Source organism: Archangium violaceum (assembly GCF_016887565.1).
In the GTDB taxonomy this organism is placed as follows: domain Bacteria; phylum Myxococcota; class Myxococcia; order Myxococcales; family Myxococcaceae; genus Archangium; species Archangium violaceum_B.
In genome coordinates this window covers 6,999,530-7,024,130 of the sequence record NZ_CP069396.1, presented here as the reverse complement: position 1 = coordinate 7,024,130, position 24,601 = coordinate 6,999,530, and the positions used below count along the sequence as shown (strand labels likewise).

22 protein-coding genes are annotated in these 24,601 nt (G+C 68.9%); 12 read left to right on the top strand and 10 right to left on the bottom strand.

The features are described from left to right. The first annotated feature begins 99 nt into the window (after window positions 1-99). The 3 genes from sitA5 (at window position 100) to JRI60_RS28140 (ending at window position 2,867) form a co-directional block, all read left to right on the top strand. Window positions 100-1,560, top strand: a complete 1,461-nt coding sequence (gene sitA5 / locus JRI60_RS28150; RefSeq protein WP_204218969.1) for a SitA5 family polymorphic toxin — start codon at window positions 100-102, stop codon at window positions 1,558-1,560. Beyond that, window positions 1,557-1,913, top strand: coding sequence for a DUF2019 domain-containing protein (locus JRI60_RS28145; protein ID WP_204218968.1), 357 nt, complete (start codon window positions 1,557-1,559; stop codon window positions 1,911-1,913). Before sitA5 ends, JRI60_RS28145 begins: the two co-directional genes overlap by 4 nt. A gap of 129 nt (window positions 1,914-2,042) precedes the next feature. Beyond that, window positions 2,043-2,867, top strand: coding sequence for an alpha/beta hydrolase (locus tag JRI60_RS28140; RefSeq protein WP_204218967.1), 825 nt, complete (start codon window positions 2,043-2,045; stop codon window positions 2,865-2,867). A 66-nt stretch (window positions 2,868-2,933) separates the two neighbouring features. On the opposite strand, the gene JRI60_RS28135 is transcribed toward JRI60_RS28140, so the two are convergent. Continuing rightward, window positions 2,934-4,595 (bottom strand): acyl-CoA dehydrogenase family protein, encoded by a 1,662-nt coding sequence (locus JRI60_RS28135; RefSeq protein ID WP_204218966.1) that lies wholly within the window; start codon window positions 4,593-4,595, stop codon window positions 2,934-2,936. Window positions 4,596-4,718: 123 nt separating this feature from the next. Between JRI60_RS28135 and JRI60_RS28130 the strand changes: the two genes are divergently transcribed. Next, window positions 4,719-6,641 (top strand): ATPase, encoded by a 1,923-nt coding sequence (locus tag JRI60_RS28130; RefSeq protein ID WP_204218965.1) that lies wholly within the window; start codon window positions 4,719-4,721, stop codon window positions 6,639-6,641. Between the two features lie 29 nt (window positions 6,642-6,670). Here JRI60_RS28130 and JRI60_RS28125 read toward each other — a convergent pair whose 3' ends face one another. Continuing rightward, window positions 6,671-7,468 (bottom strand): WbqC family protein, encoded by a 798-nt coding sequence (locus JRI60_RS28125; RefSeq protein WP_204218964.1) that lies wholly within the window; start codon window positions 7,466-7,468, stop codon window positions 6,671-6,673. A 46-nt stretch (window positions 7,469-7,514) separates the two neighbouring features. Here JRI60_RS28125 and JRI60_RS28120 point away from each other — a divergent pair, with 46 nt between their 5' ends. Next, the gene (locus JRI60_RS28120; RefSeq protein WP_204218963.1) at window positions 7,515-8,450 is read left to right on the top strand and encodes a TonB C-terminal domain-containing protein; all 936 of its coding nucleotides are present in this window, start codon (window positions 7,515-7,517) and stop codon (window positions 8,448-8,450) included. Between the two features lie 452 nt (window positions 8,451-8,902). After that, window positions 8,903-11,302 carry a PAS domain S-box protein gene (locus JRI60_RS28115; protein WP_239469757.1) on the top strand — a complete coding sequence of 800 codons (2,400 nt, stop codon included), beginning with the start codon at window positions 8,903-8,905 and terminating at the stop codon, window positions 11,300-11,302. 12 nt (window positions 11,303-11,314) lie between these two features. Here the strand turns inward: JRI60_RS28115 and JRI60_RS28110 are convergent, their stop codons facing one another. Further along, window positions 11,315-12,100, bottom strand: coding sequence for a phytanoyl-CoA dioxygenase family protein (locus JRI60_RS28110; protein WP_204218962.1), 786 nt, complete (start codon window positions 12,098-12,100; stop codon window positions 11,315-11,317). A 2-nt stretch (window positions 12,101-12,102) separates the two neighbouring features. After that, window positions 12,103-13,104, bottom strand: a complete 1,002-nt coding sequence (locus JRI60_RS28105) for an aldo/keto reductase (RefSeq protein ID WP_204218961.1) — start codon at window positions 13,102-13,104, stop codon at window positions 12,103-12,105. A 116-nt stretch (window positions 13,105-13,220) separates the two neighbouring features. Here JRI60_RS28105 and JRI60_RS28100 point away from each other — a divergent pair, with 116 nt between their 5' ends. From JRI60_RS28100 to JRI60_RS28090, 3 genes are all read left to right on the top strand, one after another. Beyond that, a complete protein-coding gene (locus JRI60_RS28100; protein WP_204218960.1) occupies window positions 13,221-14,174 on the top strand; it encodes an alpha/beta fold hydrolase in 954 nt (317 codons plus the stop codon). Between the two features lie 79 nt (window positions 14,175-14,253). Next, entirely contained in the window at window positions 14,254-15,042 is a 789-nt protein-coding gene (locus tag JRI60_RS28095; protein ID WP_204218959.1) for an exodeoxyribonuclease III, read from the top strand. 17 nt (window positions 15,043-15,059) lie between these two features. Next, window positions 15,060-15,818 carry a lysophospholipid acyltransferase family protein gene (locus JRI60_RS28090; RefSeq protein ID WP_204218958.1) on the top strand — a complete coding sequence of 253 codons (759 nt, stop codon included), beginning with the start codon at window positions 15,060-15,062 and terminating at the stop codon, window positions 15,816-15,818. Window positions 15,819-15,825: 7 nt separating this feature from the next. On the opposite strand, the gene JRI60_RS28085 is transcribed toward JRI60_RS28090, so the two are convergent. Beyond that, complete coding sequence (locus JRI60_RS28085; protein ID WP_204218957.1) at window positions 15,826-16,350, bottom strand: hypothetical protein; 525 nt, start codon at window positions 16,348-16,350, stop codon at window positions 15,826-15,828. A 206-nt stretch (window positions 16,351-16,556) separates the two neighbouring features. On the opposite strand from JRI60_RS28085, the gene JRI60_RS28080 reads away from it, so the two are divergent. Next, complete coding sequence (locus JRI60_RS28080) at window positions 16,557-17,570, top strand: methyltransferase (RefSeq protein ID WP_204218956.1); 1,014 nt, start codon at window positions 16,557-16,559, stop codon at window positions 17,568-17,570. Window positions 17,571-17,579: 9 nt separating this feature from the next. Here JRI60_RS28080 and JRI60_RS28075 read toward each other — a convergent pair whose 3' ends face one another. From JRI60_RS28075 to JRI60_RS28065, 3 genes are all read right to left on the bottom strand, one after another. Further along, the gene (locus tag JRI60_RS28075) at window positions 17,580-18,023 is read right to left on the bottom strand and encodes a hypothetical protein (RefSeq protein WP_204218955.1); all 444 of its coding nucleotides are present in this window, start codon (window positions 18,021-18,023) and stop codon (window positions 17,580-17,582) included. A 179-nt stretch (window positions 18,024-18,202) separates the two neighbouring features. After that, window positions 18,203-18,661: a universal stress protein gene (locus tag JRI60_RS28070; protein ID WP_204218954.1), complete on the bottom strand. Its 459-nt coding sequence runs from the start codon at window positions 18,659-18,661 to the stop codon at window positions 18,203-18,205. Between the two features lie 251 nt (window positions 18,662-18,912). Then, a complete protein-coding gene (locus JRI60_RS28065; protein WP_204218953.1) occupies window positions 18,913-19,713 on the bottom strand; it encodes a trypsin-like serine peptidase in 801 nt (266 codons plus the stop codon). A 386-nt stretch (window positions 19,714-20,099) separates the two neighbouring features. Here JRI60_RS28065 and JRI60_RS28060 point away from each other — a divergent pair, with 386 nt between their 5' ends. Beyond that, window positions 20,100-20,945, top strand: a complete 846-nt coding sequence (locus JRI60_RS28060) for an SDR family NAD(P)-dependent oxidoreductase (protein ID WP_204218952.1) — start codon at window positions 20,100-20,102, stop codon at window positions 20,943-20,945. Here JRI60_RS28060 and JRI60_RS28055 read toward each other — a convergent pair. Both JRI60_RS28055 and JRI60_RS28050 read right to left on the bottom strand, forming a co-directional pair. Continuing rightward, the gene (locus JRI60_RS28055) at window positions 20,935-22,422 is read right to left on the bottom strand and encodes an FAD-dependent oxidoreductase (protein WP_204218951.1); all 1,488 of its coding nucleotides are present in this window, start codon (window positions 22,420-22,422) and stop codon (window positions 20,935-20,937) included. The two genes, JRI60_RS28060 and JRI60_RS28055, sit on opposite strands and share 11 nt — an antisense overlap. Further along, a complete protein-coding gene (locus JRI60_RS28050) occupies window positions 22,419-23,765 on the bottom strand; it encodes a 2Fe-2S iron-sulfur cluster-binding protein (protein ID WP_204218950.1) in 1,347 nt (448 codons plus the stop codon). Before JRI60_RS28050 ends, JRI60_RS28055 begins: the two co-directional genes overlap by 4 nt. A gap of 298 nt (window positions 23,766-24,063) precedes the next feature. Here JRI60_RS28050 and JRI60_RS28045 point away from each other — a divergent pair, with 298 nt between their 5' ends. Beyond that, window positions 24,064-24,564 (top strand): hypothetical protein, encoded by a 501-nt coding sequence (locus JRI60_RS28045; RefSeq protein WP_204218949.1) that lies wholly within the window; start codon window positions 24,064-24,066, stop codon window positions 24,562-24,564. Window positions 24,565-24,601: the final 37 nt, after the last annotated feature.

Sequence of the window (24,601 nt, the reverse complement as noted above, 5' to 3'; positions counted from 1 at the left end):
ATGCTCCCTCTCCCTCTGGGAGAGGGCTGGGGTGAGGGTCTTCCCCACGAGGTGGGTGATTCGCGTAGGCTCAGGGGATGCAGCACAGGAGGTGCGATCATGTCCTTTTGTTATGGTTTTCCCCCAGGAGAGCGGCGGCGCTCGCGAGTAGGCGCGCTGGCCTTGGTTGCGCTGGTGCTCCTTGGCGCGTGTGCCACGGGAGCGCCTGCTGGCGGACGGTTGGCGGTGAACCGCGACCAACTGCCGACGCAGCGGGAATCTTCGGAGTGGCGGGGCCAGACGGAGGTGTCACGGGACGAGGAGGGCGACAAAGGCGCCCGTGTCTTCGCCAGGTTGCCCACGGACTTCGAGCCGGTGCGATTGGGGGACTCGGAGTTCAAGGCGGTCTTGGTGACGCTGGTGCTGGATATGCCGCTGCGGGTGGCGGCCTCCGCTCCTATGCTGCTCCGCCGAGGGCTGCCGCCGGGCTCTGGTGGTTCGGGCGGAGAGGCGGAGCAACCGGACCTGGCGCGGTCCTATGGGCAGCTCTGCGAGCGGCGCGGTACTCCGGGCGATTGCCTCACCCTGTTTGACGACGGACCCCATCTGCAATCTGACGACAGGCGTGCCATTGCCTTGGCCCTGGCCGTGGGTCCAGCGTTGGAAGGCCTGGATGCGGAACTGCGGGCCATGATCGACCCCACACGGGTGCTGGCCACCGTGAGCATCGCCATCACGGGGTACATGGCGCTCTTGCTGGCACCGGAGCCGGTCACGAAGGGCGTGGCCGCCGCGTTTACCGTGCTCATGTGGGGTTATCTCGGGTGGGAATTCTTTGATCTCCTCCGGGCCTATGAGCAGCTCCATGAGGACGCGGGGCGGGCTTCCACCTTCGCGGAGCTGCGCGAGGCAGGTGAGCGGTTCGGTCGGGTCATTGGTCCCAACAGTGTGCGCATCCTCATCATGGTGGGCACGGCGGCCGTAGGCGAAACGGCGGCGCTCATGTCCAAGGCGCCGAAGCTTCCGGGTTTCGCGCAAGCCTCGCGGACGCTAGAGGTCAACACCGGTTTGCGCTTGATGGATGCGGCAACCGGAGCCGAGCGGCTCATCGTCTCCGTGCCCGAGGGGACGCTCCACGCTGTCCTGCCAGCCACTGCTATTGCCATGGCAGCTCGGAACAGTGGTGGTTCCTCGCTTGCGGGCAGTGGGGTTGGGACTCCAAAAAAGGGCCGGCTTCTTCCCAACGGCCATCGCGCGTTCAAGTCCTTCGATGACTTCAAGGACTTCATGGGACCCGCGGGCGAGGGCAAGCAATGGCACCACATCGTTGAGAAGCGCGAGGCCAATCTAAAGCGTTTCGGCCCCGAAAGCCTGCACAACACGGAGAATGTTGTCCCACTGGAGGAGGGACTGCATGTCGACGTAAGCGCGTTCTATTCATCGAAGCAGGAATTCATTACCGGATCGCCAAGCCTGACCGTGAGGCAATGGCTCAACACACGGTCATATGAGGCCCAACGTCAATTTGGTTTGAGAGCTATCGAGAATGTCAGGAGTGGAATTTGGCGAGTTCAAAAATGAGTCTCGATGCACTCGTTGAGGTGTTTGCCCAGCACACTGCGGCACAGACCGATGCGATTTTCCGTGGAGACGCCAAGACAGGAAACAATCACGCCAAGAAGCGTCTCGCCGCGTTCAAGAAGCTGTGTGCTCATGGAGATGCCGGACGGGATGCTCTCGCCGCTTTGTTCAATCATCCGCGCATGGATGTTCGCGTGATGGCCGCAGCGTATCTGCTCCGGCACCGAACAGTGGAGGCCAAGGCCGTGCTGGAGGAAATATCGAAGGGAGCGGGGTTGGCTGCATTCGGGGCATCCGAGGCCTTGCAGCGTTGGGAAGAGGGGACCTGGGCCCTGGATCCTGCCGAAGAGTGACCTCCTCGAACATGGGTTCAAGGAGAGCTTCTGAGGCCGAGGCGGATGGCACTCCGATCTGTTCTGACGCGGAGCTTCGTATGCCGCTAAGGTGCCGCCATGAAGCATCTTCTTCGGAGAGCTAGGCGGATGCTGTTGATGCTGTTGGTGACGCTGGTCATCGGCTACGTGGGCCTGTGCGTTTTGGTGTTCTTGAATCAGCGGCACATTCTGTTCCCAGCACCGCCAGGGGCGCGTGAGCCGGAGCTGCCCGGGGCCTCGCTTCTGCGCATTTCCGGACCGGAGGGCTCGACGGCCTACGCCTTCCACGTGCCCGCGCCGGAAGGAGCGCCCACGGTGGTGCACTTCCATGGCAACGGCGAGCAGCTCGCGGACGTGGAGTGGCTGGCGCAGCACTACCAGGAGGCGGGACTTGGTTTCTACGCGGTGGAGTTCCCAGGTTACGGGCTCGCGACCGAGCAGGGGCCTTCGGAGGAGGGCTCCTACGCGGCGGCGGAGACAGCGTTGGAGTACCTGCACCGGGAACTGGGTGTGCCTCGAGAGCGCACGGTGCTGCAGGGACAGTCGCTCGGGTCGGGTGTGGCGGTCGAGATGGCGAAACGAGGCCACGGAGTGCGGCTGGTGCTCATCACACCGTACACCTCGATCGTGGACATGGGGGCGAAGGTCTTCCCGTGGCTGCCCGTGAGACTGCTCGCGAGGGACCGATTCGACAGTGCGTCCAAGGCACCCGAGCTGAAGTTACCGGTGCTCATCGTCCACGGGACTCGGGATGAGATCATCCCCACGGACATGGGGCGGCGGATGGGAACCTTGTTTCCGAACGCGACCGTGCGTCTCATCGAGGGCAGGCGCCACAATGACATCCTCGGCCTGCCCGATACCCTTCACGAGCTGACGGAGTTCTCGCGAGGCGTAGCGCGGCAGGCGGACACGGTCCAGCCAGTGCCATGAAAGCCGAACCACGCCACACCGAGTTCCTCCGACCGCGAAACCGATTCGCGGATTCTGCTCGACGAATCAGGACATCAGCAGCCGCGAGTCGTCCAAATCCATCTCGGCGATCTGGTCCACGCCGTTGCGCATGAGCCTCCGCGCCGCCGCCATCGTCTTCGGGCCGTGCCCGTTGTCCAGGCACCACTGCGCGTGCTCCACCAGCAGCGCCAGCTCGTAGGTGCGGCCCAGCGTCAGCGAGAACCGCCTCGCTCCGGCCTCCACCCCCGCCGGGTTCTCCATCGCCTTCATCACCCACGTTCGCGCCTTCTCCAGCGCGTCCTGCGCCGCCGCCACGCACGGCCGCAGGCCCGCGTTCTTCGCCGCGCTCAGCCGCCGCTCCACGTCCGTGTACAGCGCCTCCAGCGAGCCCCCCTTCGCCATCGCCCTCAGCGTGTCCAGCGACAGCACGTTCGTCGTCCCCTCCCAGATGGACAGCACCTGCGCGTCCGCCAGCACCCTCGGCAGCCCCGTGTCCTCCACGTAGCCCGCTCCGCCAAAGCTCTCCACCGCCTCCGACGTCACGTGCACCACCTGCCGCCCCGTCGTCAGCTTCGCCAACGGCGTCACCAGCCGCTGCAACAGCAGCTCCTCCTCCGTCGCCGTCTTCGCCTCCATCTTCCCCAGCAGCTCCACCGCCCGGAACGCCAGCAGGAAGCCTCCGTGGAACTCCGCCTCCAGCCCCGCCAGCGTGTCCACGTGCAGCGGCTTCTCCGACAGCCGCGCCCCGAACTGCACCCGCTTGCTCGCGTAGTCCCTCGCCAGCGCCAGCGCCCGCCTCATGCTCCACGCGGCGCCCATCGCGTTCCACGTCCGCGTCACGTTCAGCATCCACGCCATGTTCCGGATGCCGTCCGTCAGCCCCGCCACCGGTGTCGCCAGCGTCCCGTCCAGCGTCAGCTCCGCCGTCGGCACCTTCCTCGTTCCCAGCTTGTCCTTCAGCCGGTTGATCTGGATTCCGTTCAGGCTCCCGTCCGGCTTCCGCGTCTCCACGTAGAAGATCGCCAGCCCCTTGCCCCCGGGTCCGTTCCCCTCCGGCCTCCCCAGCGTCAGCGCCATCTGCGCCGTCGTCGCCGAGGTGAACCACTTCGTCCCGTACAGTCTCCAGCCCTCCGGTGACCGCCTCGCCTGGGTCTGCGTCAGCCCCACGTCCGAGCCGCCCGTCCGCTCCGTCATCCACTGTCCCGAGCTCCAGAACGACTCGGGCTTCCTCGACGTCAGGTGGGGCAGGGCGCGGTTGATCAGCTCCGGGTTCCCCAGTGACAGCAGCGTCCGCGCCGCCCCGTCCGTCATCGCCAGCGGGCACGAGTAGACGTCCAGCGACGGCTGCACCAGGTAGTTCAGCGCGAACTGGTGGATGCGCGAGTGCTCTCCGTTCTTCTGCTCGTACGCCACCGCCACCAGCCCCCGCCTCGCCGCCAGCGCCTCCGCTTCCTTCCACAGCGGCGACACCTCGATGTGGTCCACCCGGTGGCCCCACGCGTCCCACTGCGTCAGCTCCGGCTCGTTCAGCCGGTCCCTCAGCTGGAACTCGTAGAAGTACCTGCCTCCCAGCTCGCCCAGATCCCGGAGCTCCTCCTCCAACCCGGCCCGCATGTCCCGCGGGAGTACCCGGGCCAGATAGCTCCGGAGCAAGGTGTCATCCTCGTACTGGTTCCCAAGCCTCGGCGGTTCCTGGAAGAAGCTCATCCCCTCCAAGCTAGCACCGAGCCGGCACCGGGGGAGTCCGCGCCCCGCCCTCCGTTTTCCGGGAGGGATCCAGGTCTCCCCGCCACTTCCTGCTACACTCGGTCCACTCAACCCGGAGCAAGCATGGCCGAGCAGCGGAGGCCGGGGGCGACTCCCCCCGGATTCGACCCCCCCGAGTACCAGACCGATACGAGCCGCACCGTCACTCCCCGGGAGACCCCCGCGGCCTCCGGTCCGAACGTGCTGGCTTCGCCACCCCGGCCCCGGGGTTCCACCGGGCCCAACCCCGCGGCTCCCAGCGGTCCCTCTCGGACCCCCGTCCAGGGCGCTCCCCCCGAGCGCCGTCCCGTCGGCCCCAGCCCCTTCCTCGAGCGCCGCAATCCCTCCCCCGAGGAGCGCCGCCGCATCGCCCAGCTCCCCACCGAGCAGCTGCCCCCCGTGCCCTCCGAGCAGCGTCGCGCGGCCCCGCCCGTGCCCAGCATCGATCTGCCCTCCGTCCCCGTGGAGAAGCGGACCTCCCCGCCCGTCCCCAGTGGGGATCTCCCCTCCGTCATCGTCGAGCCGCAGCGCCGCGCGGCCCCGCCCGTGCCCAGCATCGATCTGCCCTCCGTCCCCGCGGAGATGCGCCGCTCGGCGGCCCCTCCCGTCCCCACCTCGGAGCTGCCTCCCGTCCCCGCGGAGATGCGCCGTTCCGCCCCCGGCGGCGTCGGCCCCGCCCGGATGACCGGCACCCTGCGCCGTTCCTCCATCGCCGATGGTGGGGGCGCGCCCCCGGGCTCCCGCTTCTGGCCCTCCCAGCCCCGCTCCCTCGAGGAGACCGGCCTCACCGCCACCATGGTCGAGGAGCTCGTCCTCAAGGCCATCTTCTTCGCCGGCGAGATGCGGGGCATGGACATCGCCAACCGCCTCAAGCTGCCTTCCTCCGTCATCGAGGACATCCTCGAAGGGCTTCGCCGCCAGAAGTACATCGACATCCGCGGCGGCGGCGGCTCCGGCGTCGGCAAGTCCACGATGATCTACCAGCTCACCACGTTCGCCACCGACGTGCTGCGGCAGATCCTCGATCGCAACCGCTACAACGGCCCCGCTCCCATCTCCCTCCAGGAGTGGATCGACGCCGTGAAGAAGCAGACCGTCCGCGGTAACCGCATCACCCGCCAGCGGATGCAGGACAAGTTCGGCGACCTCATCATCCGCGACTACATCTTCGATGGCATCGGTCCCGCCATGAACTCGGGCCGCGCCATCTTCTTCTACGGCCCCCCTGGCAACGGCAAGACAGCCATCTGCCAGGGTATGGTCAACTGCTTCGACGGGGACATCTTCATCCCCCACGCCATCCTCATCGACGACTTCGTCGTCCGCATCTACGACAGCAACCTGCACAAGCCCGTCGAGGAGGACGACAACTCCCAGCCCTATGACCGCCGCTGGGTCCGCTGCCGCCGGCCCCTCGTCGTCGTCGGCGGTGAGCTCACCCTCGAGATGCTCGACCTCGTCTACTCCCCCGAGGTCAAGTACTACGAGGCTCCCTTCCAGATGAAGGCCATCAACGGGATGCTCCTCATCGACGACTTCGGTCGTCAGAAGGTCTCCCCGAAGGACCTCCTCAACCGGTGGATCGTTCCGCTCGAGAGCGACATCGACATGCTCACGCTCCACACCGGCAAGAAGATCCAGGTCCCCTTCGACGTCTTCGCCGCCTTCTCCACCAACCTCGAGCCCAGCGACCTCGTCGACGACGCCTTCCTCCGCCGCGTCCGCTACAAGCTCGAGGTCCAGCCCCCCGACGAGGAGCTGTTCCATCAGATCTTCGAGGTCATGTGTAACAAGCGCGGCGTCCCCTACGACGCCGACATGGTCCAGTACCTCATCGACACCCATTACAAGCCCGTCGGCCGCCGCTTCGCCGCCTGCCAGCCTCGTGACCTGCTCGATCAGATGATCGACATGGCTTATTACCGCGGCATGCAGCCCCAGTTGGACCAGGACCTCATCGACTCCGCTGTCCGGAGTTACTTCGTCCGGTTCGACAAGGGGAAGTGAGTGGACTCGGGGTGGGGGAGACCCTCACCCTAACCCTCTCCCAGAGGGAGAGGGGATTTCGCGAAGGGTCCCCACGGGGACGGCTCCAGCCACTTGCGCACCTCGTCCACGTGGACGTTCGACAGCACGTCCACGATGGACAGGCCCACCACGAAGCGCTCTCCCTTTCGCCCCTGGTCGTACGCCGGATAGCGGAACTTCTGCCACAGCAGTCGCACCCCCGCCTCCCGGAACGGGCCCGGTTTCAGGTACAGCGACCCCACCGCCGAGTAGTACGTGTCCATCCCCAGCTGCGTGCAGTACGACACCAGTCGCCCTGTCTTGTCCGGATGCGACCGGTCCAGCGGTGAGGCCAGCTCCACTCGCGGTTTCAGTCCCAGCGGCTCGTAGAAGAGCGCCATGCTCGCCAGCAGCGTGCGCAGCAGTGAGCCCGGTCCCCGCTCCCGCGCCGCCTCCGCGTAGAAGTCCTCGAGTCTCGGCAGCACCTGGCTCCGGAAGTACGGCCTCCTCCCGTACAGCATCGTCAGCGTCGCCAGGTGCTTGCGCGTCCACGGTTGTTCCGTGTCCACCGCCAGCTCGGAGATCCTCGTGTCCCGATGCGCTCCCTCCAGCGGAATCGTCAGCCACTGGAACGCCGGCTCCGTGGGAGCGGGCAGGGGAGCCCCCGGTGGCAGGGCCACTCGCGCCCTCCTCTGCCAACCCCTCCTCAGCCACTGCACGTTGTCCAGCACCAGCAGCGTGTCCGCTCTCGCCACCTGCTCGTAGAAGTCCAGCCACGGCAGGTAGTGTGGTTGCTCGGCGACCAGGACGCCCGCGTGCTCGCTCACGGTTCATCACTGTAGCCCGCCCTTCCGAATCGTCGGAAGATGAGGTGTGTCCCCCTCCCGCTCCCGCCTTCCTTTCGTCCTGGCCGTCGCGGCGAGCGTCGTGCTGCACGTCTTCCTCTTCCTGTGGCTCCGCGAGGCTCCTCCCCCCGTGGTCCCTCCCGCCCGGAATGTCGTCGAGCTGGAGTTCCATGAGGTGACCCGGCCCTCCGCTCCCGTCGCCCAGGCGCCCGCTCCCCCTCCTCGCGCGCCCGTCAGGAAGCGGACCCGGCTCGCGCCGAGCCTTCAGTCGGCTCCGGCTCCCCAGGTCTCCCAGGCTCCTCCCGAGACTCCCGCCTCCGCAGAGCCCTCCGCTCCCCTCGCGTCGGATGTCCCCTCCGCTCCTCCGGCCTCCGACTTTCCCGTGCGCCCTGGGTCCCTGCTTCCTCGCGCCCTTCCGAATGCCTCGGCGCAGGTTGCTCCAGGGGCCTCTTCGGAGGAGTCGGGGACGGGTGCCGTGGGCACCCGGCTGCATGCCCCCGTGCCCAGGTCTCCCGATGCGGCACTGCGTGAGCTCGTCGCCCAGCAGAAGGTGCACAACGGCTTCGTGCACGGCTATTTCGGCGAGCTCCAGGATGTGCTCCTCGCCGCATGGCGCGCCACTGGAACCTCCTCGCGGCGCAAGTCGGGCCGCACCTGTTCCGTGGAGGTGCGGCTCGTCCAGGCTCCCTCCGGCAGGCTCCTCCAGGCCTCCATCGTCTATCCCTCGTGCGACCCCAGCATGGACCAGGAGGTGCTCGCCGACCTGCGCTCCGCCGCTGAGTCGCTCCCGGCTCCTCCTCGGGAGCTGATCGCTCACCGCGACTCGATCAGCAGCGTTTATCGCTTCGCCTTCGAGCCTCCTCCGATCCTCCCTCCACTCCGGTTCGACGTGGTCGACCTGGTCGACCGCAAGGCCATCCCCAAGTTCAACCCCAAGCGCGTCTCGCTGGTCTCGGCCGAGTAGGCGCGGCTTTGGGGCACGGGTTCAACCCGGGGGGTGCATACCCTCACCCCGTCCCTCTCCCAGAGGGAGAGGGGTTGTTGTTTCACGTCGGCAGCCCTCTTGACCCCGCTGGACAGCCCGCGCTTCCTCGCCCGCCTGCCTGAACGGACGTCAGGTGGCGAAAGGGTCCCCTCGCTCGGATGCCAGGGGGGAGGGTTTGGACCCGGGTCATGACGGCCACCATCGAGGAACGTCCGACACATGGCATTTATAAGGCCGGGTCGTTCGCTGGTGGCACGACCAGCCAGGGGAGGCCTCTCACTCCTCCTCCCTCTCCCCCAGGAGGAACGAAGAAGGGTAGGCTCTCATCCATCAGGAGAACGGTTCTTCCAGAATCCGGGGGCTCCTGGTGGACCGCAAGGGCCCCGATCTAGCAATCTTCTGCCTTCTCAAAGAGCCCACTCCCGCCCTCCATGCGCTTTCTCCTCCTCAGTCGCGACGGTGACCACCCCATTGGGGCCGAGCTCACCCGGATGGGTCACGATGTGGTGGTCGCCGCGGGCCCCGAGGTGACGGCCGCCACCATCTCCCTGGTGGACGCGCTGGTCGTCGGGTCCGAGCTGGTCCGCGAGAAGTCCGAGTGGTTCAGCCAGCTGCGCGCGCAGATCCGTGCCGCCGAGGTCATCGTGCTGGGCATGGCGCCCAGCAACTCGGAAGGGGAGATCTCCGCGCTGCTCGAGTTCGGCGTCGACGACTACCTCGTCGCTCCCTTCCACGCCGCCGACGTGCGCGCCCGCATCGAGCTGCTCGAGCGCCGCAGCTACGCGTACATGCGCCGGCAGTCCCACGAGGAGTCCGCTCGCGGCGAAATCGAGCGTCTGGCCGCCATCATCCAGACGCAGAACGACATCGCCCTGGCCGGCTTGGACCTCGACGTGGTGATGCGGCTCATCGCCGAGCGGGCCATGATCCTCTGCGGTGCCGGTGGCGCCGCCGTGGGGCTCATCGAAGGCGAGGACATGTATTTCCGCATCTGCCTCGGCTTCTACGCGCACGTGCAGGGTGTGCGGCTCCCCATCCGCAGCACCATGGCCGGCGCCAGCGTGCTCAGCGGCGACGTGATGCGCACCGACGACACCGAGCGCGACCCGCGCGTCAACAAGAACGTGTCGCGCAACATGGGCATCCGCTCGATGCTCAATGTGCCCCTCAAGCGCGACAACCAGACGGTGGGGTTGTTGAGCATCGCCTCCCAGGTGCCCTACGCCTTCGTCGACTCGGACGATCGCACCATGGAGCTGATGGCCGGTCTGCTCGGCGCCGCCATGGGCAACGCCGCCGAGCACGCGGCGAAGCAGGCCCTGATGACGGAGGTGGCCTCCATCGTCACCGCCCTCCAGGAGAGCCAGCACCTCTTCGACTCCTTCCTCAACAACAACCCGGCCCTGGCCTACATGAAGGACGAGTCGGGCCGGCGCGTCTTCGTCAACGAGCCCTTCCGGCGCTTCTTCGGGCTGACCACCGGCATGGACGTGAGCGCCATCCCCGACGAGCAGCTCATGCCGCCGGAGACCGTCGTCCACCTGCGCGAGCAGGATGATCAGGCCTTCCGCTCCGGCCAGCCCACCGTCTCCGAGAGCATGATCCCCACTCCGGACGGCGAGCCGCGCCACTTCCTCACCTACCGGTTCATCGCCCGCGACAGCTCGGGCCGGCGCTTCCTCGGGTGCGTGTCCTTCGACATCACCGAGCGCAAGGCCGCCGAGGGCGCGCTGCGCCGCTCCGAGGAGAGCTTCCGCGCCCTCATCGAGGGCTCGCCCGAGGCCATCTTCGTGCACCGCGGCGGGCCGCTGCTCTACGTCAACCCCTCGGCGTGCGCCTTCCTGCGTCTGCAGGCCAACGAGCTGGTGGGCCGCTCGCTGCTGGACTTCGTCCACCCGGAGGATCGCGCCGTCGCCGCCAGCACGCTCGATGGCATGGCCGGCCGCGGGGGCCACCGGGTGCGGGAGATCCGCTTCCAGCCTCCCGACGGCAGCGTGGTGACGGCGGAGATCAGCAGCCTGCGGCTCGTCTTCGCCGGCCAGCCCGCCACCCTGGTGACCGCTCGCGACCTGACCGAGCGCAAGCAGATTCAAGCGCGCCTCGTCGTCGCCGACCGCCTGGCCTCGGTGGGTACGCTCGCAGCGGGCGTGGCGCACGAGATCAACAACCCGCTCGCGTTCGTCATCTCCAACCTGTCCTTCCTCACCGAGGAGCTGCACGCGCTGTCCGCGGAGCTGCCCCAGGGCCGTCTGGACGAGCTGGAGGAGGTGCTGGAGGAGACGAACGAGGGCGTCAACCGCGTGCGGCTCATCGTCCAGGACCTCAAGACCTTCTCGCGAGGCGACGAGGAGCAGCCCACCTCGGTGGACCTCACCCGCGTCATCGGCTCCGCGTTGTCCCTGGCCCGTGGCGAGCTGCGCCACCGCGCCACCCTGGTGAAGGACGTGTCCGACGTGCCGCTCGTCGAGGGCAGCGAGGCCCGGTACTGCCAGGTCGTCCTCAACCTGCTCATCAACGCCGCCCACGCCATCGCCCCCGGTCAGCCGGACAAGAACGAGATCCGCGTCAGCCTGCGCACCGAGAACGATCACGCCATCATCGAGGTGAAGGACACCGGGTGCGGCATGCCCCCCGAGGTGCTCAGCCGCATCTTCGATCCGTTCTTCACCACCAAGCCGGTGGGCGTGGGCACGGGGCTCGGCCTCTCCATCTGCCACGGCATCATCACCGGCTTCGGCGGGGAGATCTCCGCCACCAGCGAGCAGGGCAAGGGCAGCACCTTCCGCATCAGCCTCCCCGCCTACCACAAGGCCCGGCTGAAGGCGGGGTAGGGCGCCGCCTCCTCAGCGGGAGCGGAAGAGCGGGAAGAAGTCGCGCGGGGCCTTCTTCTTGCGCACGCACCGCGTGTCCGCGCTCATGTAGCAGGCCGAGAAGCCCCGACGGCGGCTCCCCGTGCGGCTGGGGCTCGAGCGGTGCCAGACGTAGTTGTGCAGGAGCAGCACCTCGCCGGCTTCCACCGGCAGCGGCACCTTCAGTCCGTCCGCTCCTCGCGCCGCCACCTGATCCGGCGGCACCACGCCCCCCAGCGGCGTGGCCAGGCCCCAGCGGTGGCTCCCCGGCACCACCTCCACGCAGCCTCCGTCCAACGGCGCGTCGTCGAGCGCGGTCCACAGTTGCAGCTCGGGATCCTTCGTGAGGCCCCACAGCTTGCCCCCGTCCTGGTGCCAGGGCAGCTCGCTCCCGCCGCGCTGGCCCTTGTGGAAGAGGATGGCCCGGTAGAGGCGGATGTCCCCGGGGATGAGCATCCGGGCGATGCGCTCGAAGAGCGGGTTCTCCATCCACGCGAGGAAGCGCGGATCCTTCTCCAGCTTCTCCAGCTTGCGGTAGTCCAGCGACGGGCCCTGCCAGCCGAGCCCCAGGGGCGCGTCCTCGTACCGGCCCGAGGGCGCGTCCATCTGCCAGAAGAAGCCCGGGTAGCTCACCCGGCCCAGCATGAGATCGTCCGCGCGCTCGCGCAGCGTCTCCAGTCCTTCCGCGTCCAGCAGCCGGCCCAGGCGCGCATAGCCATGCTCGGCGTAGTGCGCCAGCGGACCCGCGATGTCGAATGTCTCCGCGTCCACGGCCAGCATGCTCACCTCGCGTATGTGGCGTCCGTCCCCAGCCACTCCCGGTACACCTCGTCGACGCGCGTGGCCACCTCCGGGGGCAGGGGCTTCGCGCAGGCGTCCAGCGCCGCGTCCAGGTGCTCCACCGTCCCCGGGCCCGCCAGCACCGAGTCCACTCCCGGCCGGCCCGCCAGCCACGCGTAGGAGAGCTCCAGCAGCGTCAGGCCCGCCGCCTCGGCCACGCCGCGCAGGCGCCCGGCCAGCTCGAAGAGGCGCTCGGACCAGTAGCGGCGCTGGTACAGGCGGTTGCCATCGAAGCGCGAGCCCTCGGGGATGGGCGCACCCGGTGCGTGGCGCCCGGAGAGGAGGCCTCCGGCCAGCGGGTTGTACACGGTGGTGTGGAGCGGGTAGCGGCGCGTGAAGGGCAGGTACTCCACCTCTATCTGGCGCACCAGCGGGTTGTAGAGCACCTGGGACACCGCCGGGCGAGGCATGCCGCGCGCGTCGCACAGGCCTCGCAGCTCCAGGAGCTGCCAGGCCGCGTGGTTGGAGACACCCCAGTGCCGTGCCTTGCCCGCGCGCAGCAGCTCGTGCATGGCCTCCAGCGTCTCCCCCACCGGCGTGGCGGAATCCGGGGCATGCAGGTAGAGCAGATCCACGTGGTCCGTCCCGAGCCGCTTCAGGCTCTCCTCCACCGCGCGCGTCACCTGCCCGCCGGAGAGTCCCTCGGGTTTTCCCCGGACGCGCGCCAGCCCCACCTTGGTGGCGAGGCCCACCTCCGCCCGCCGGCCTCGCAGCGACTGACCGAGGAGGCGCTCGGCCTCTCCATTGCCGTACGAGTTGGCCGTGTCGAAGAAGGGCACGCCACGCTCCAGGGCACGGGCCACGATGCGCTGGGCCTCGGGCGCGGGAGTGCGCGTTCCGAAGTTCATCGTGCCCACGGTCACGGTGGCCAGGGGGGCTCCGGGCCCCGAGGGGCGGGGTTCGAGCCAGCGCGCGAAGGAGGGAAGTGGATCGGAAGGGGACATGGGGAAGGGGAGTGCGTCGTGGAGTGACAAACAACCATGGCGAGCGCTTCGGGGTCACCCAATAGTGAACGTCTGGGGTTGCATTGGCGGGGGGGCGGTCGAATGGTGGGCGGGACATGCCCTACCGCCGCCTCACCCGCTTCGTCACCGCCCCCGATGGCACCCGCGTCGCGTACCACACGCATGTGGGCAATGCCCCGGAGGGCGAGGCGGAGTTGGCGCTCGCCTCCTGGCCGACGGTGCTGCTCACCAACGGCATCGGCACCTCGGAGAACTTCTGGCGGTACATCGTCGCGGACCTGGAACAGGACCACCGCGTGGTGCACTGGGACTTCCGGGGTCATGGCCGGAGCCACCTGGCCGTCCAGGGGGACTACTCGCTGCGCGCCCAGGTGGATGACCTCGAGCGCGTCACCGAGGAGACGATGACCCGAGGTGACGGACGTCCCCCGCACCACGTGGGCTTCTCCATGGGCGTGCGCGTGGTGCTGGAGCTGTACCGGCGCCGGCCAGAGCTGGTGTCCGCCTTGACGCTCATCGGCGGCAGCCCCTCCACGCCGGATCCGACCGCCTGGTTCATCCCGCTGCCGGGCGGGTACGCCACCCTGGAGCGTGCCTTCCGGAGCCTGACACCCCTGGTGCCCCGCGTGGCGCCGCTCGTCCACGAGCTGCTCTCCTCGCGGCTGGCGTACCCGTTCGGGCGTGCCTCGGGCCTGCTGCGGGCCCGCGCTCCACGCGCGGACATCCAGGAGTTCCTGCTGGCCCTGCGCCGGATGGATCCGCAGGCCTTCTGGATGATGATGCGCGGTCTGGTCGAGGCTCCGCCCTCCTGGGACGTGTTGCCCCAGCTCCGGGTGCCCGTGCAGATCATCGCCGCGAAGAACGACCTGCTGGTGCCCCTGCTCGAGATGAAGCGGATGCGCGAGCGGCTGCCGGGCGCGGAGTGGGTGCTGGTGGAGGACGCGGGCCACGCGGGGCTGGTGGAGGCGGGCACGGAGATCGCCGAGGCCCTGCGTGCCTTCCGTCAGTCCTGCGGAGTGGGACCGGCCTACCCGGCGCACGTGTCGTGAAGTCCCCTCCGGCGGACTTCGTCCCCCCTCGCGGTGAGACTGGACCCGCGCGCGCCGGTCAGGCAATGAAGCCAGTACCGTGCGGATCGTTTCCTGGAACGTGAACGGGCTGAGATCGGCCCACAAGAAGGGTTTCCTGACCTGGCTGGCGGCCGAGAAGGCCGACGTGGTGGGCGTGCAGGAGGTGCGGGCGCTCGAGTCGCAGCTCCCGGAGGAGGTGCGCGCTCCCGAGGGCTGGCGTGCCACCCATTTCGTGTCGGCGATGCGCCTCGGCTACAGCGGGGTGGGGCTCTTCGCGCGCAAGACGCCGGACTCCGTGGAGACGCGGCTGGGCGTGCCGGAGATGGATTCCGAGGGCCGGCTGCAGGTGGCTCGCTTCGGGCGCCTCACCGTCGTCAACTGCTACTTCCCCAACGGCAACGGCAAGGAGCGGGACAACAGCCGGGTGCCCTTCAAGCTGGCCTTCTACCGGCGCCTCTTCAAGCTGCTGGAGAAGGGCTTTCGCGACGGCGAGCGCATCCTGGTGATGGGGGACTTCAACACCGCGCACCAGGAGATCGACCTGGCCCGGCCCAAGGACAACCGGGAGACGAGCGGCTTCCTGCCCGAGGAGCGCGAGGAGCTCGACCGGTGGATCCGCGCCGGGTGGGTGGACACCTTCCGTCACTTCGAGAAGGGTGGGGGGCACTACAGCTGGTGGAGCCAGCGCTTCGGGGTGCGCGAGCGCAACGTGGGCTGGCGCCTGGACTACGTGCTGGCCTCGCCCGGGGCCATGTCCTACGTGAAGCGCGCCGGCATCCATTGCCAGATTCTTGGCTCGGACCATTGCCCGGTGAGCGTGGATCTGGACCCCAAGGTCCGCCGCTGATACGTCCCGGAGGGCTCATGAACGCACTGCTCTCCATGTATGCGTGGCTGGAAACCGGCCTGGTGGCGCTGACGGGCTTCTGCATCCAGGCGCCGCTGGTCGTCACCTGGCCCTTCGATCGGCGCAAGGTGGTGACGGGGCGCGCCTTCCGGCTCATCGGCGTCACCGCGGCCAGGCTCAACCCCTTCTGGAAGTTCAGCGTGCACGGCAAGCCGGTACGCCCCTCGGGCCGCACGGTGGTGGTGAGCAACCACGAGTCCAACGCGGACCCGTTCCTCATCTCCTTCCTGCCCTGGGAGATGAAGTGGCTGGGCAAGGCCTCGCTCTTCAAGATTCCCGTGGTGGGCTGGAGCATGTGGCTGGCCGGGGACATCCCCGTGCGCCGGGGCGAGAAGGACTCCGCCCAGGAGGCCATGGCCGCCTGTGCCCGCTGGCTGGACAAGGGCATGCCGGTGATGATCTTCCCCGAGGGCACGCGCTCGAAGACGGAGGATCTGCTGCCCTTCAAGGACGGCGCCTTCCGGCTGGCCATCGAGGCCGGGGCGGACGTGCTGCCCATGGCGGTGAGTGGAACGCGCCGGGCGCTGCCCAAGCACTCGTGGCGCTTCGCCACCTCGCGAGCGCTGGTGACGGTGGGCACGCCCATCTCCACCAAGGGCATGACGCTCGCGGACGTGGAGCGGCTCAAGGAGATGGCCCGGGAGCAGATCCTCGCGCTCCGGGCCTCGCTGATGCCGTTCACGGGCGTCGAGGGGAAGGCTCCCGGCGAGGAGTAGCCGACGGTCAGTCCTCGTCGAAGCTCAGCTCGCAGTCGCGGGTGCCCTCGCCGGTGATGATGCCGCTGAAGAGCTTCTGAAAGAGCTCCTCTCCGTTGAAGCTCACCGAGAGCTGGGTCTTCTCGCCGGAGATGGTGACGCCCTCTCCGGTCTGAATCTTCCCTCCGAGGGCGACCACGTCCCCGGAGATGGTGGCGCTCTTGCCGAGGACGACGTCTCCTCCGAGGGACGTCACGTCTCCCGACACCTGGGCGCCGGGTTCGATGGTCACCTTGCCCCGGATGGACACCACGTTGTTGACCGTGGCGCCGGCGCGGACCTTCACGTTGCCATCGATGGCGATCGCGTCCCGGGCCTTCGTTCCGCTCTCGACGACCAGGTTCTTGCCCTGGGCGACGAGGTCCCCCTTCTTCGCGTGGATGGTGCAGGTGCCGGTCTTGTCCGTCTTCTTGGCATCGTCTTCCGCGCGGGCGGCGGCGGGCATGGCGAGCAGAGAGAGGGCGGCGAGGACGGACAGGAGGGACCTGGGCATGACAACGACTCCGGGCGAGAGGCCGCTCGGGGCGGCGCCTCTGGTCCTACGAAGGGTCGCCGGAGCGATTGCGGAGCGCCCCGGCGAAGGGCAAGGCGCGCCGCGAGCGCCATGCACGCACTTCCAGTGCGGAGCGGCTGGACAACACAACCTCGTTCCTGTTATCCAGCGCGGGCTGAATTTTCCCGTGTAACAGGAATGAGATCATGAACAGCCCTCAGCTTCCCCCCCAAGCCATCCTGGCCCAGCTCGGTATGGGCTACCTGGTGACGGCCTCACTCACGACGGTGGCGAAGCTGCGCATCGCGGACATGCTGAGTGACGGCCCGAAGCCGCTCGAGGAGCTCGCGCTGCGCTCGGAGACGCACCCGCGCTCGCTGCACCGGGCGCTCCGGGCCCTGGCCAGCCTGGGCATCTTCTCCGAGGACGAGCAGGGCCGCTTCGGCCTCACCCCGCTGGCCGAGCCGCTGCGCACGGACGTGCCCGGCTCCATGCGCGATGCCCTCCTCATGCTGGCCCACCCCGCCTTCTGGGACGCCGCCGGGGAGATGCTCTACACGCTGCGCACGGGCAAGAACGCGCTGGAGCACAACCTCGGGGAGATGTTCTTCGACTACCTGGCGAAGAACCGCGAAGCCGCCGAGATCTTCGACAACGGCGTGACGGGCTTCACCGCGATGGAGAACGCTCCCATCGCCAGCGCCTATGACTTCTCCGGCTGCCAGCGCGTGGTGGACGTGGGCGGCGGCCACGGTGGCTTCATCGCCGAGGTCCTCAAGCGCAACCCCTCGCTGAAGGGCACGCTGTTCGATCTCGAGTACGTGCTCAAGGGGCCCACCGTGCTCCAGGCCGAGGGCGTGGCGGACCGGTGCGACACCGTGGTGGGTGACTTCTTCAAGTCCATTCCCGCGGGCGCCGATGCCTACCTCGTCAAGCGCGTCCTCCACGACTGGGACGACGAGGAGTGCGTTTCCATCATGAAGAGCGTGCGCCGGGCCCTGCCGGCCCATGGGCGCGTGCTGGCCATCGACGTGGTCATCTCCCCGGGCAACGAGCCCAGCCCCGGGAAGATCGTCGATCTGCTGATGCTCTCCTCCTCGCGTGGCCGTGAGCGCACCGAGCGCGACTTCCAGGAGATGTTCGCCGCCGCCGGGCTGAAGGTGTCGCGCGTCATCCCCACGCCCTCGCCGCTGTGCATCGTCGAGGGCGTCATCGCCTGAGCCGGCGGGTCAGCGCACCGTGCGCGGCTGCACCTGCACGGGCGCCGGCACCGGAAGATCCGGGTCGATGGCCCGGATGATCCAATCCAGGGCCCTGCGCTCCCAGTCAGGGTCCTTCGAGGCGTCCAGGTAGCGCTCGTAGGCGTACACGCCCGAGGTCTTCGCCAGGCGAAGGATCTGGATGAGCGCCACCGTGCTGTCGAGCACCACGACGGAGCGCTCCATGCCGTGGCCGCGCAGCCAGACCATCGACTCCTTGACCAGCTCCTGGGTCTCCGGAGGATTGGCCTTCTGGGTGCGGGCGTCCGCCAGCATCCCGAAGGGCTTGCCCTCGAGCGCGAGCACCTTGAGCTTGATGTCCTCGAACCAGGCGCGCGCCTCCGCTGGTGTGATGTACCCGGGACAGTGGATGCGGATTCCGTAATCCGTCTGGAAGTTCTGTGGGACTGGCATCGCGACCCCTCGTGTCGGCCGGGCCCTGCCTTCGGGGTGGGCTCGGCGGTACGGGTCCGGAGCTTAGCCCGGACCCTCACCGACCGGAATCTATGTGGTCGTCTCGCTGGATGAGACCTGGCGCCACTCTCGCCGGGCGGCCAGGGGGCGCGGCGGCCCGTGGCCACCGCGCCTCCGGCTCACTTCTCCTCGTGCACGTGCAGCGTGAGGACGGGGCAGTGCGCCCGGGCGATGACCTTCTGGGCCACGCTCCCCAGCAACAGCCTCGGCAGGCCCCGGCGGCCATGCGTCCCCATGACGATCAGATCGAACCCGCCCGTCTCGGCGATCCGGACGATGGCCGCGCCCGGCTCACCCACCTCCAGCCGATGGGTGATGGGCACGGGCGACTGGAGCTCCTTGACGAGCGCCTCCAGCTCCTTGCGCGCCGCGTCGAGCGCCGTCTTCTCCAGCGACTGAGGGCTCCAGCCCGGCGCGGCGACCAGGAGATCCGGCGCCACGTACTGGGGTGGCTCCCAGGTGTGCAGCAACTCCAGCGAGGCGTTGAACGGCCGGGCGAGTTGGACCGCGTAATCGATGATGGCGCGCGAACCCTCCATCAGGTCCACGGGCACGAGGATTCGAGAAGGCGTGGGCATCGGTATTCCCTCCGTTGCCGCCCGGACCCCGGCGTGGGGTTGGGCATTGCTCCTTAAATGGCTGGAAGAAGCGTGCCAGGGGAATTGCCTCTGAAGGGGGATGTCCGCGTGCAAACTCTTCCGAGGGGCCGCATGGGGGTGCAAGCCTTGCGTCCGACGGAGTCCTTGCCCGGAGGGGCAGGGGGAAAACGAAACGGCGGCCCCGTGAGGAGCCGCCGTTCCCGTGTGTCGAGGCCGTGGAGGGCCAGGGACTACAGGCCGATCTCCGCGAGGCGGGCCCTGATGGCCGAAGCCTCGACGCCCGTGTTGTAGGCGCTGCTGCTGTAGTTGGAGCCGACGCCCACGTGGTGCAGGCCGATCACCTGGTGCGCGTAGGTGGAGCCCGCGCCGCCCAGCACCGGCGAGCCCGACGAGCCGCCCAGCGTGTCCGCGTTGTAGGACAGCTCGTTGCTGCTCCAGTTGGTGTTGAGCACCGAGCCCGGCGAGTACTTCTTCGTCGGGGTGCAGCTCGGGGTGGCGTTGTAGTCGCAGTTCTGGTGGACGACGTACATGGCGGAGCTGTTGGTGGCGTTACCGCTGGCCACCGTCAGCTTGCCGTACACCTGGCCGGGGAGGGTGCCGTTGACGGGCTTGCACTGGATGACCGTCATGTCCTCGGCCGACCACGTCTTCACGAAGGTGGAGCAGTCGTACCAGATGCGGCTGGTGGAGGCGACGCCGTCCTCGTAGTTGAAGGACACCCTGGCGCCCACCGCGTTCGAGCTGCTTCCGATGCAGTGGTTGTTGGTCACCACCTTGTCGTCGGCCACCAGCCACGCGGTGCAGCGGCTGCCCACGGCGGGGATCGACAGATAGCCCACCGCCTTGGAGCGCGTCCGCTCGGTGCTGGTGGAGCTCAGCGACGTGACACTGCTCCAGTTCACCGAGCCCACGATGACCGGGGACTCCGCGGCGCCCGTGGGCTCCGCGTCCGGTACGTCCGCGGGCAGCTCGGCAACACCACAGCCCGTCAGACCGACGACCAGGAACGCACGAGCAATCTTCAGGTTCATAAGAGGGGGGGTCTCCATGCGCGGGATGCGCGGTCGAGTCCCCATGGCACGTACCGTGCCAGCGGCCCGCGCCGCCTTCCTCCCTCGGAAGGCAACGCTCCGTCCCCTAACGGGTGGAGCATGCATGCTCCTGTTCCCGGATTGCAGATGTAAATGGATTGCACAACTTCGGGGAAAACCCGAGTCGGCCCCGGACCTTATGCGGGAGCGGCGACTGTCCTCAAACAGAACAGATGGATTCCTTGGAATCGTAGCGAAAGTGGACGATCGGTGGTGTTCCGAGGGAGGGGGGGTGGCCCGGAGGGCTTTCGACCCGGCGAGTCATGTGGAGGGCGGGAGGGCGTGGCTAATTTTCTCCTTTGTCAGGGCAAGGAGGAGAGGAGCCCATGCGTCCACCCATCGATTCCGGCACCGTGCTCATCACGGGGGCCTGCTCGCGCATTGGCCGGGAGCTCGCACGCCAGCTCGCTCGCAGGGCGAGGACCCTGGTGCTCGTCGCCCACCAGAAGGAGCCGCTAGAGGAGCTCCGGGACGAGCTGCTCGCGAGCAACCCCACCCTGGGCGTGGCGGTGGAGAAGTGCGACCTGTCGCACCCGGACGAGGTGGATGCGCTGCTGGACTCGCTGCACCGCCACCTCATCCAGGTGGACGTGCTGGTGAACAACGCCGAGCAGGGGGAGTTCGGCCTCTACGAGCAGCAGCGCTGGCCGCACATCCACCAGATGTTGAGGGCGAACGTGTCGGCGCCCATGCTGCTCACCCACCGGTTGCTGCGGCGCATGGTGGAGCGCGGGCGCGGTGGCATCCTCAACATCGGCTCGGGGGGTGGACGGCTGTACATCCCGGGCATGGCCGTCTACGCCGGGACCCGGCACTTCCTCGAGGGGTTCACCGAGTCGCTGCGGTTGGAGCTGGTCGGCACCGGGGTGGTGGTGACGCGGGTGGAGCCCGGGCCGGTGGCGGTGGACGCTCACGCGCCGCCGTCGTGGATGAGCATCTCCGCGGTCCGGTGCGCCCGCGAGGCGCTCGAGGGCTTCGAGCGTGCCTCGCCCCTGGTGTACCCGGGCCTGGCGTACCGGTGGATGATGCGGCTGGTGTCGCTCATGCCGCGCCCGCTGATGCGGGCCACGGGGATGATGGCCGCGAAGAAGCTGCGGCAGGGGACCGCGTTGCTGGAGGAGCGTGGCCAGCGTGTGTTGCTGGCCGGTGGGCCCGAGGCGCTCAGCCGATGATCATGTCCTCGCGCTCCAGCTTGCCCTCCTGGAAGCGGCGCAGGTTGAAGCGCGTGAAGAGCTCGTCGGACTCGCCCGTGGTCATCCACTGCGCCATCCGCTCGGCCACCGCGGGGGCCATCATGAAGCCGTGCCCCACGAAGCCCGACAGCTGGAGCAGGTTCTCCAGGCCCGGCGTGCGGCCCAGCACCGGGTTGTTGTCCGGCGTCACGTCGTAGCAGCCCGCCCACTGGCGCAGCACCTTCACGTGGCCCAGCTGCGGCATCTGCTCCAGCAGCGCCCGCGAGAAGCGCGACACGAAGCGCAACGTCGAGCCCATGTTCAGCCCCGGCGGCTCCTTCGGATCGCCCATGCCGCCGACGATTTCCCCGCGCATCGACTGGCTGAAGTACAGCCCCGAGTCCAGCACCGACACCAGCGGGCTCAGGAAGGGCTTGAGCGGCTCCGTGCTGAGGATTTCATGCCGGTGCGGCTCGTTGGGCAGCTGCACCCCCGCGAGCTTCGCGATCTCCGGGCTCCACGCCCCCGTGGCCAGCACCACCGTGTCGCAGGCGATGTCGCCGCGATCCGTCTTCACCTTGCGCACCAGGCCGTCCGACAACTCGAAGCCGGTGACGTTGGTGAAGGTCTCGACCTTGATGCCGGCCTTGCGGCAGGCGTTCGCGTAGCCCCAGAGGAAGGGCCAGGGGAAGATGACCCCGTCCTCCGGATTGTACGAGGCCGCCTGCGCGCCCTTGAGCGACAGGCCGGGCACCACCTCGCGCGCCTCGTCCACCGTGAGCAGCCGCGTGGGCACTCCGTGCTTGTTGTGCAGCGCCACGTTGCGCTCCAGGCGCTCCGCCACGGCCTTCGTCTTGGCCATGAAGAGGTAGCCGCCCTGGCGCAGCCACACGTTGATGCCCAGGTCGCGCGCGAACCGGCCCATCAGCGCGATGGAGCGCTTGGCCAGCTCGATGTTGGCCGACGTGCCCCACTGCATGCGCACGCCGCCGCCGTTGCGCCCGGACGCGCCCGCGCACAGGTAGCCGCGCTCGAGCACCACCACGTCCGTCTCGCCGCGCAGGGACAGGTTGTACGCCAGCGCCAGGCCCATGATGCCGCCGCCGATGATGACCACCTTCGCGCGCGCGGGCACCGGGCCCTCCGGCCGCAGTGCCGGCGGGAAGTCGCTCAACTCCTGGGGCACCCCGCCCACGGGAGGCTGGGACTCGTCCACCGGCGCCGAGGCCAGCAACGACAGCTCCGTCGGGAACTCCGGCGGCCGCGGCGTGAAGGGCAGCAGGCCCGCGGGCTTCTGCGCCTTCTCCTTCGCCAGCAGCGCCGCCACCGCCGACAGGCAGCCCTTGCCCTGGCAGATGCCCGTGCCGAAACCCGTGAAGCGCTTCACCGACTCCACGTCACAGAAGCCCTTCGAGACGGCGTGCCGGATGTCATCGGCGGTCACGTCCTCGCAGGAGCAGATCAGCGTCTTGCTCATGACAGCCCTCCGAGGAGCGACTCGGCCGCGCGCCTGCCCGAGGCCGCGGACTCCACCATGCTCCTCCCACCCGTCACATCCCCAGCCACGTACACGTCCGGCGCGGCGGTGCGTCCGTCCGCGTCCGCCACCACCGCGAACACCTCGCGTGCCTCGTCGAACTCCACCTTCGCGCCACCCTGGCGGGCCAGCTCGAAGCTCGGGCTCGTCGCCACCGCCACCAGCACCGCGTCACAGTCCACCTTCACCCGCCGGCCCGACGCGTCCGCGTAGCTGAAGCCGCTCACCTCGCCCCGGCCGTGCGCCTTGGGCTCGCTGCCCAGGGTGGCTCTGGCTGGAGCTCCCGGAGGCAACGGGCCCTTCAGGTCCACCACCGCCGCCACCTTCGTCCCGTGCTCCTCCATCAGCCGCGCCAGCGCGTACAGCTCGGGGCCCCAGCCCACCAGCGCCGCCACCTCGGGCGCCACGCCGTAGCGGCGCATCAGCAGGCTCGCCGCGCGGCCCGCGTACACGCCCGGCAGGTCATTGTTCTCGAAGGGCAGCAGCGGCGGGTGGCCCCCTGGCGCCAGCAGGAAGCGCTCGGCATACACCTTGAGGAGCCTCGTCCCCTCCGGCCCATCCGCCACCACCGCCAGGTAGCGGCCGGCCTCGTCGTCATACAGGCCGATGACGGTGGCCCGCGTGCGAGCGCTTCCCGGGGGCAGGGCGCTCGTGTCCGGCATCTTCGGCGCATCCGCCTCCGGCGCGCCCGCGACGAAGCGGCCACCCAGGGTGTCCTCGCGCTCGAAGAGGAGGAAGGGCACGCCCCGGGCGGCCAGCACCTGCGCCGCCGAGAGGCCCGAGGCGCCACCGCCCACCACCGCCACGCGGGTGCGCAGCGTCAGCGCGGGCATGCGCTCCGGGGCGGGCGAGGCCGGCAGCAGCCCGAGGCCCGCGAGCTGGCGCGCCACCTTGGCCATCACCTGCTCGGCCACGGGCACGCCGGCGAACATCTCGTGGTGATCCAACCCCTTGGGGAAGAACCAGTCGATCGCCTCGAAGACGTCCACCTTGGCGGAGGGGTAGGCGTTCTGTCGCTCCAGCTTCATGCCCGCGCGGGCTGGCACGCGGCAGGTGTAGACGTTGGGCATGCCGTCCACGCGCATCAGGCAGTGGGAGCACGCACCGGCGAAGCAGTAGGGGCCACGGGCGCGGTGGTACTTGATGGAGCGGGCGAGTACGGACTCACCGGCGGCCACCAGCGAGCACGCGACCGGCTCGCCCTCGACCGCGGGCACGGATTCGCCCTCGAGGTCCATGGTGATGGACTTACCGCGAGAGGCGGCATCTGGGAGGCGTCTCATAAGGTGCGCGGACAATGTCCCAGCGGGCCCGAGCGGTCAAAGCCCGCCCGGGACCTCGCGTCGCCTCCCGAGCAGGGGAGGTGACAGCCGGGGTGATGGCGCGTGGAAACCCGGCTTCTCTCCGCGCTGGCGCGGTGCGTCAGCCCGCTTGGGGGACCAGGGGCCGGGCCGCTCCTGGATGCGCGTTCCACTGGGGAGCGCGCAGAAGTTGCGGGAGGCTCGGAGTGCTCGCCCGTGAGGCGCGGACTGGCACGCACCATGCTGTGGAGGACGGTGGGTTCTCACAGCGGAGGCGTTCATGCTCGCCGGTTACTTCTTCTCGTTCATCCTGGCCGCGGTCCTGGTCGTCGCCTGCGCCCGGTGGCCTCACTCGGTGGGGCGTCTCGTGGTGGGCGCCGCCTTCCTGAGCGCGAGCGCCATCAATCTCACGATCGTGCTCGTCGCCCCGCGGCTGTACGTGGAGGGCTTCGGGCCCACGGCCATTCCGCTGTACCAGGCGTTCATCGAGGGCCCCTTCGCGGCGAATCCCGCGCTCTTCGTGTTGCCCATCGCGCTCGGGCAGTTGCTGTGCGGACTGGCGGTGCCGTTCGGCCGTGGAGGAGTGGCGCGGCTCGGCCTGGTGGGCTGCATCGTGTTCCTCGTGGCCATCACGGGGCTCGGGGTGGGGTGCGCGTTCCCAGCCAACCTGGCGATGGCGATCGGCCCCGCGCTCCTGCTGCGGCACCGGTTCGCGCATGGCGCGCTGCACGGACTGCACCGCAAGCACCACCGGGGGGCGGAACTTCCGGCTGGCCGGTGAAAACACCTCGGGGGCGGCCAGAGCGTCCCCCACGCTC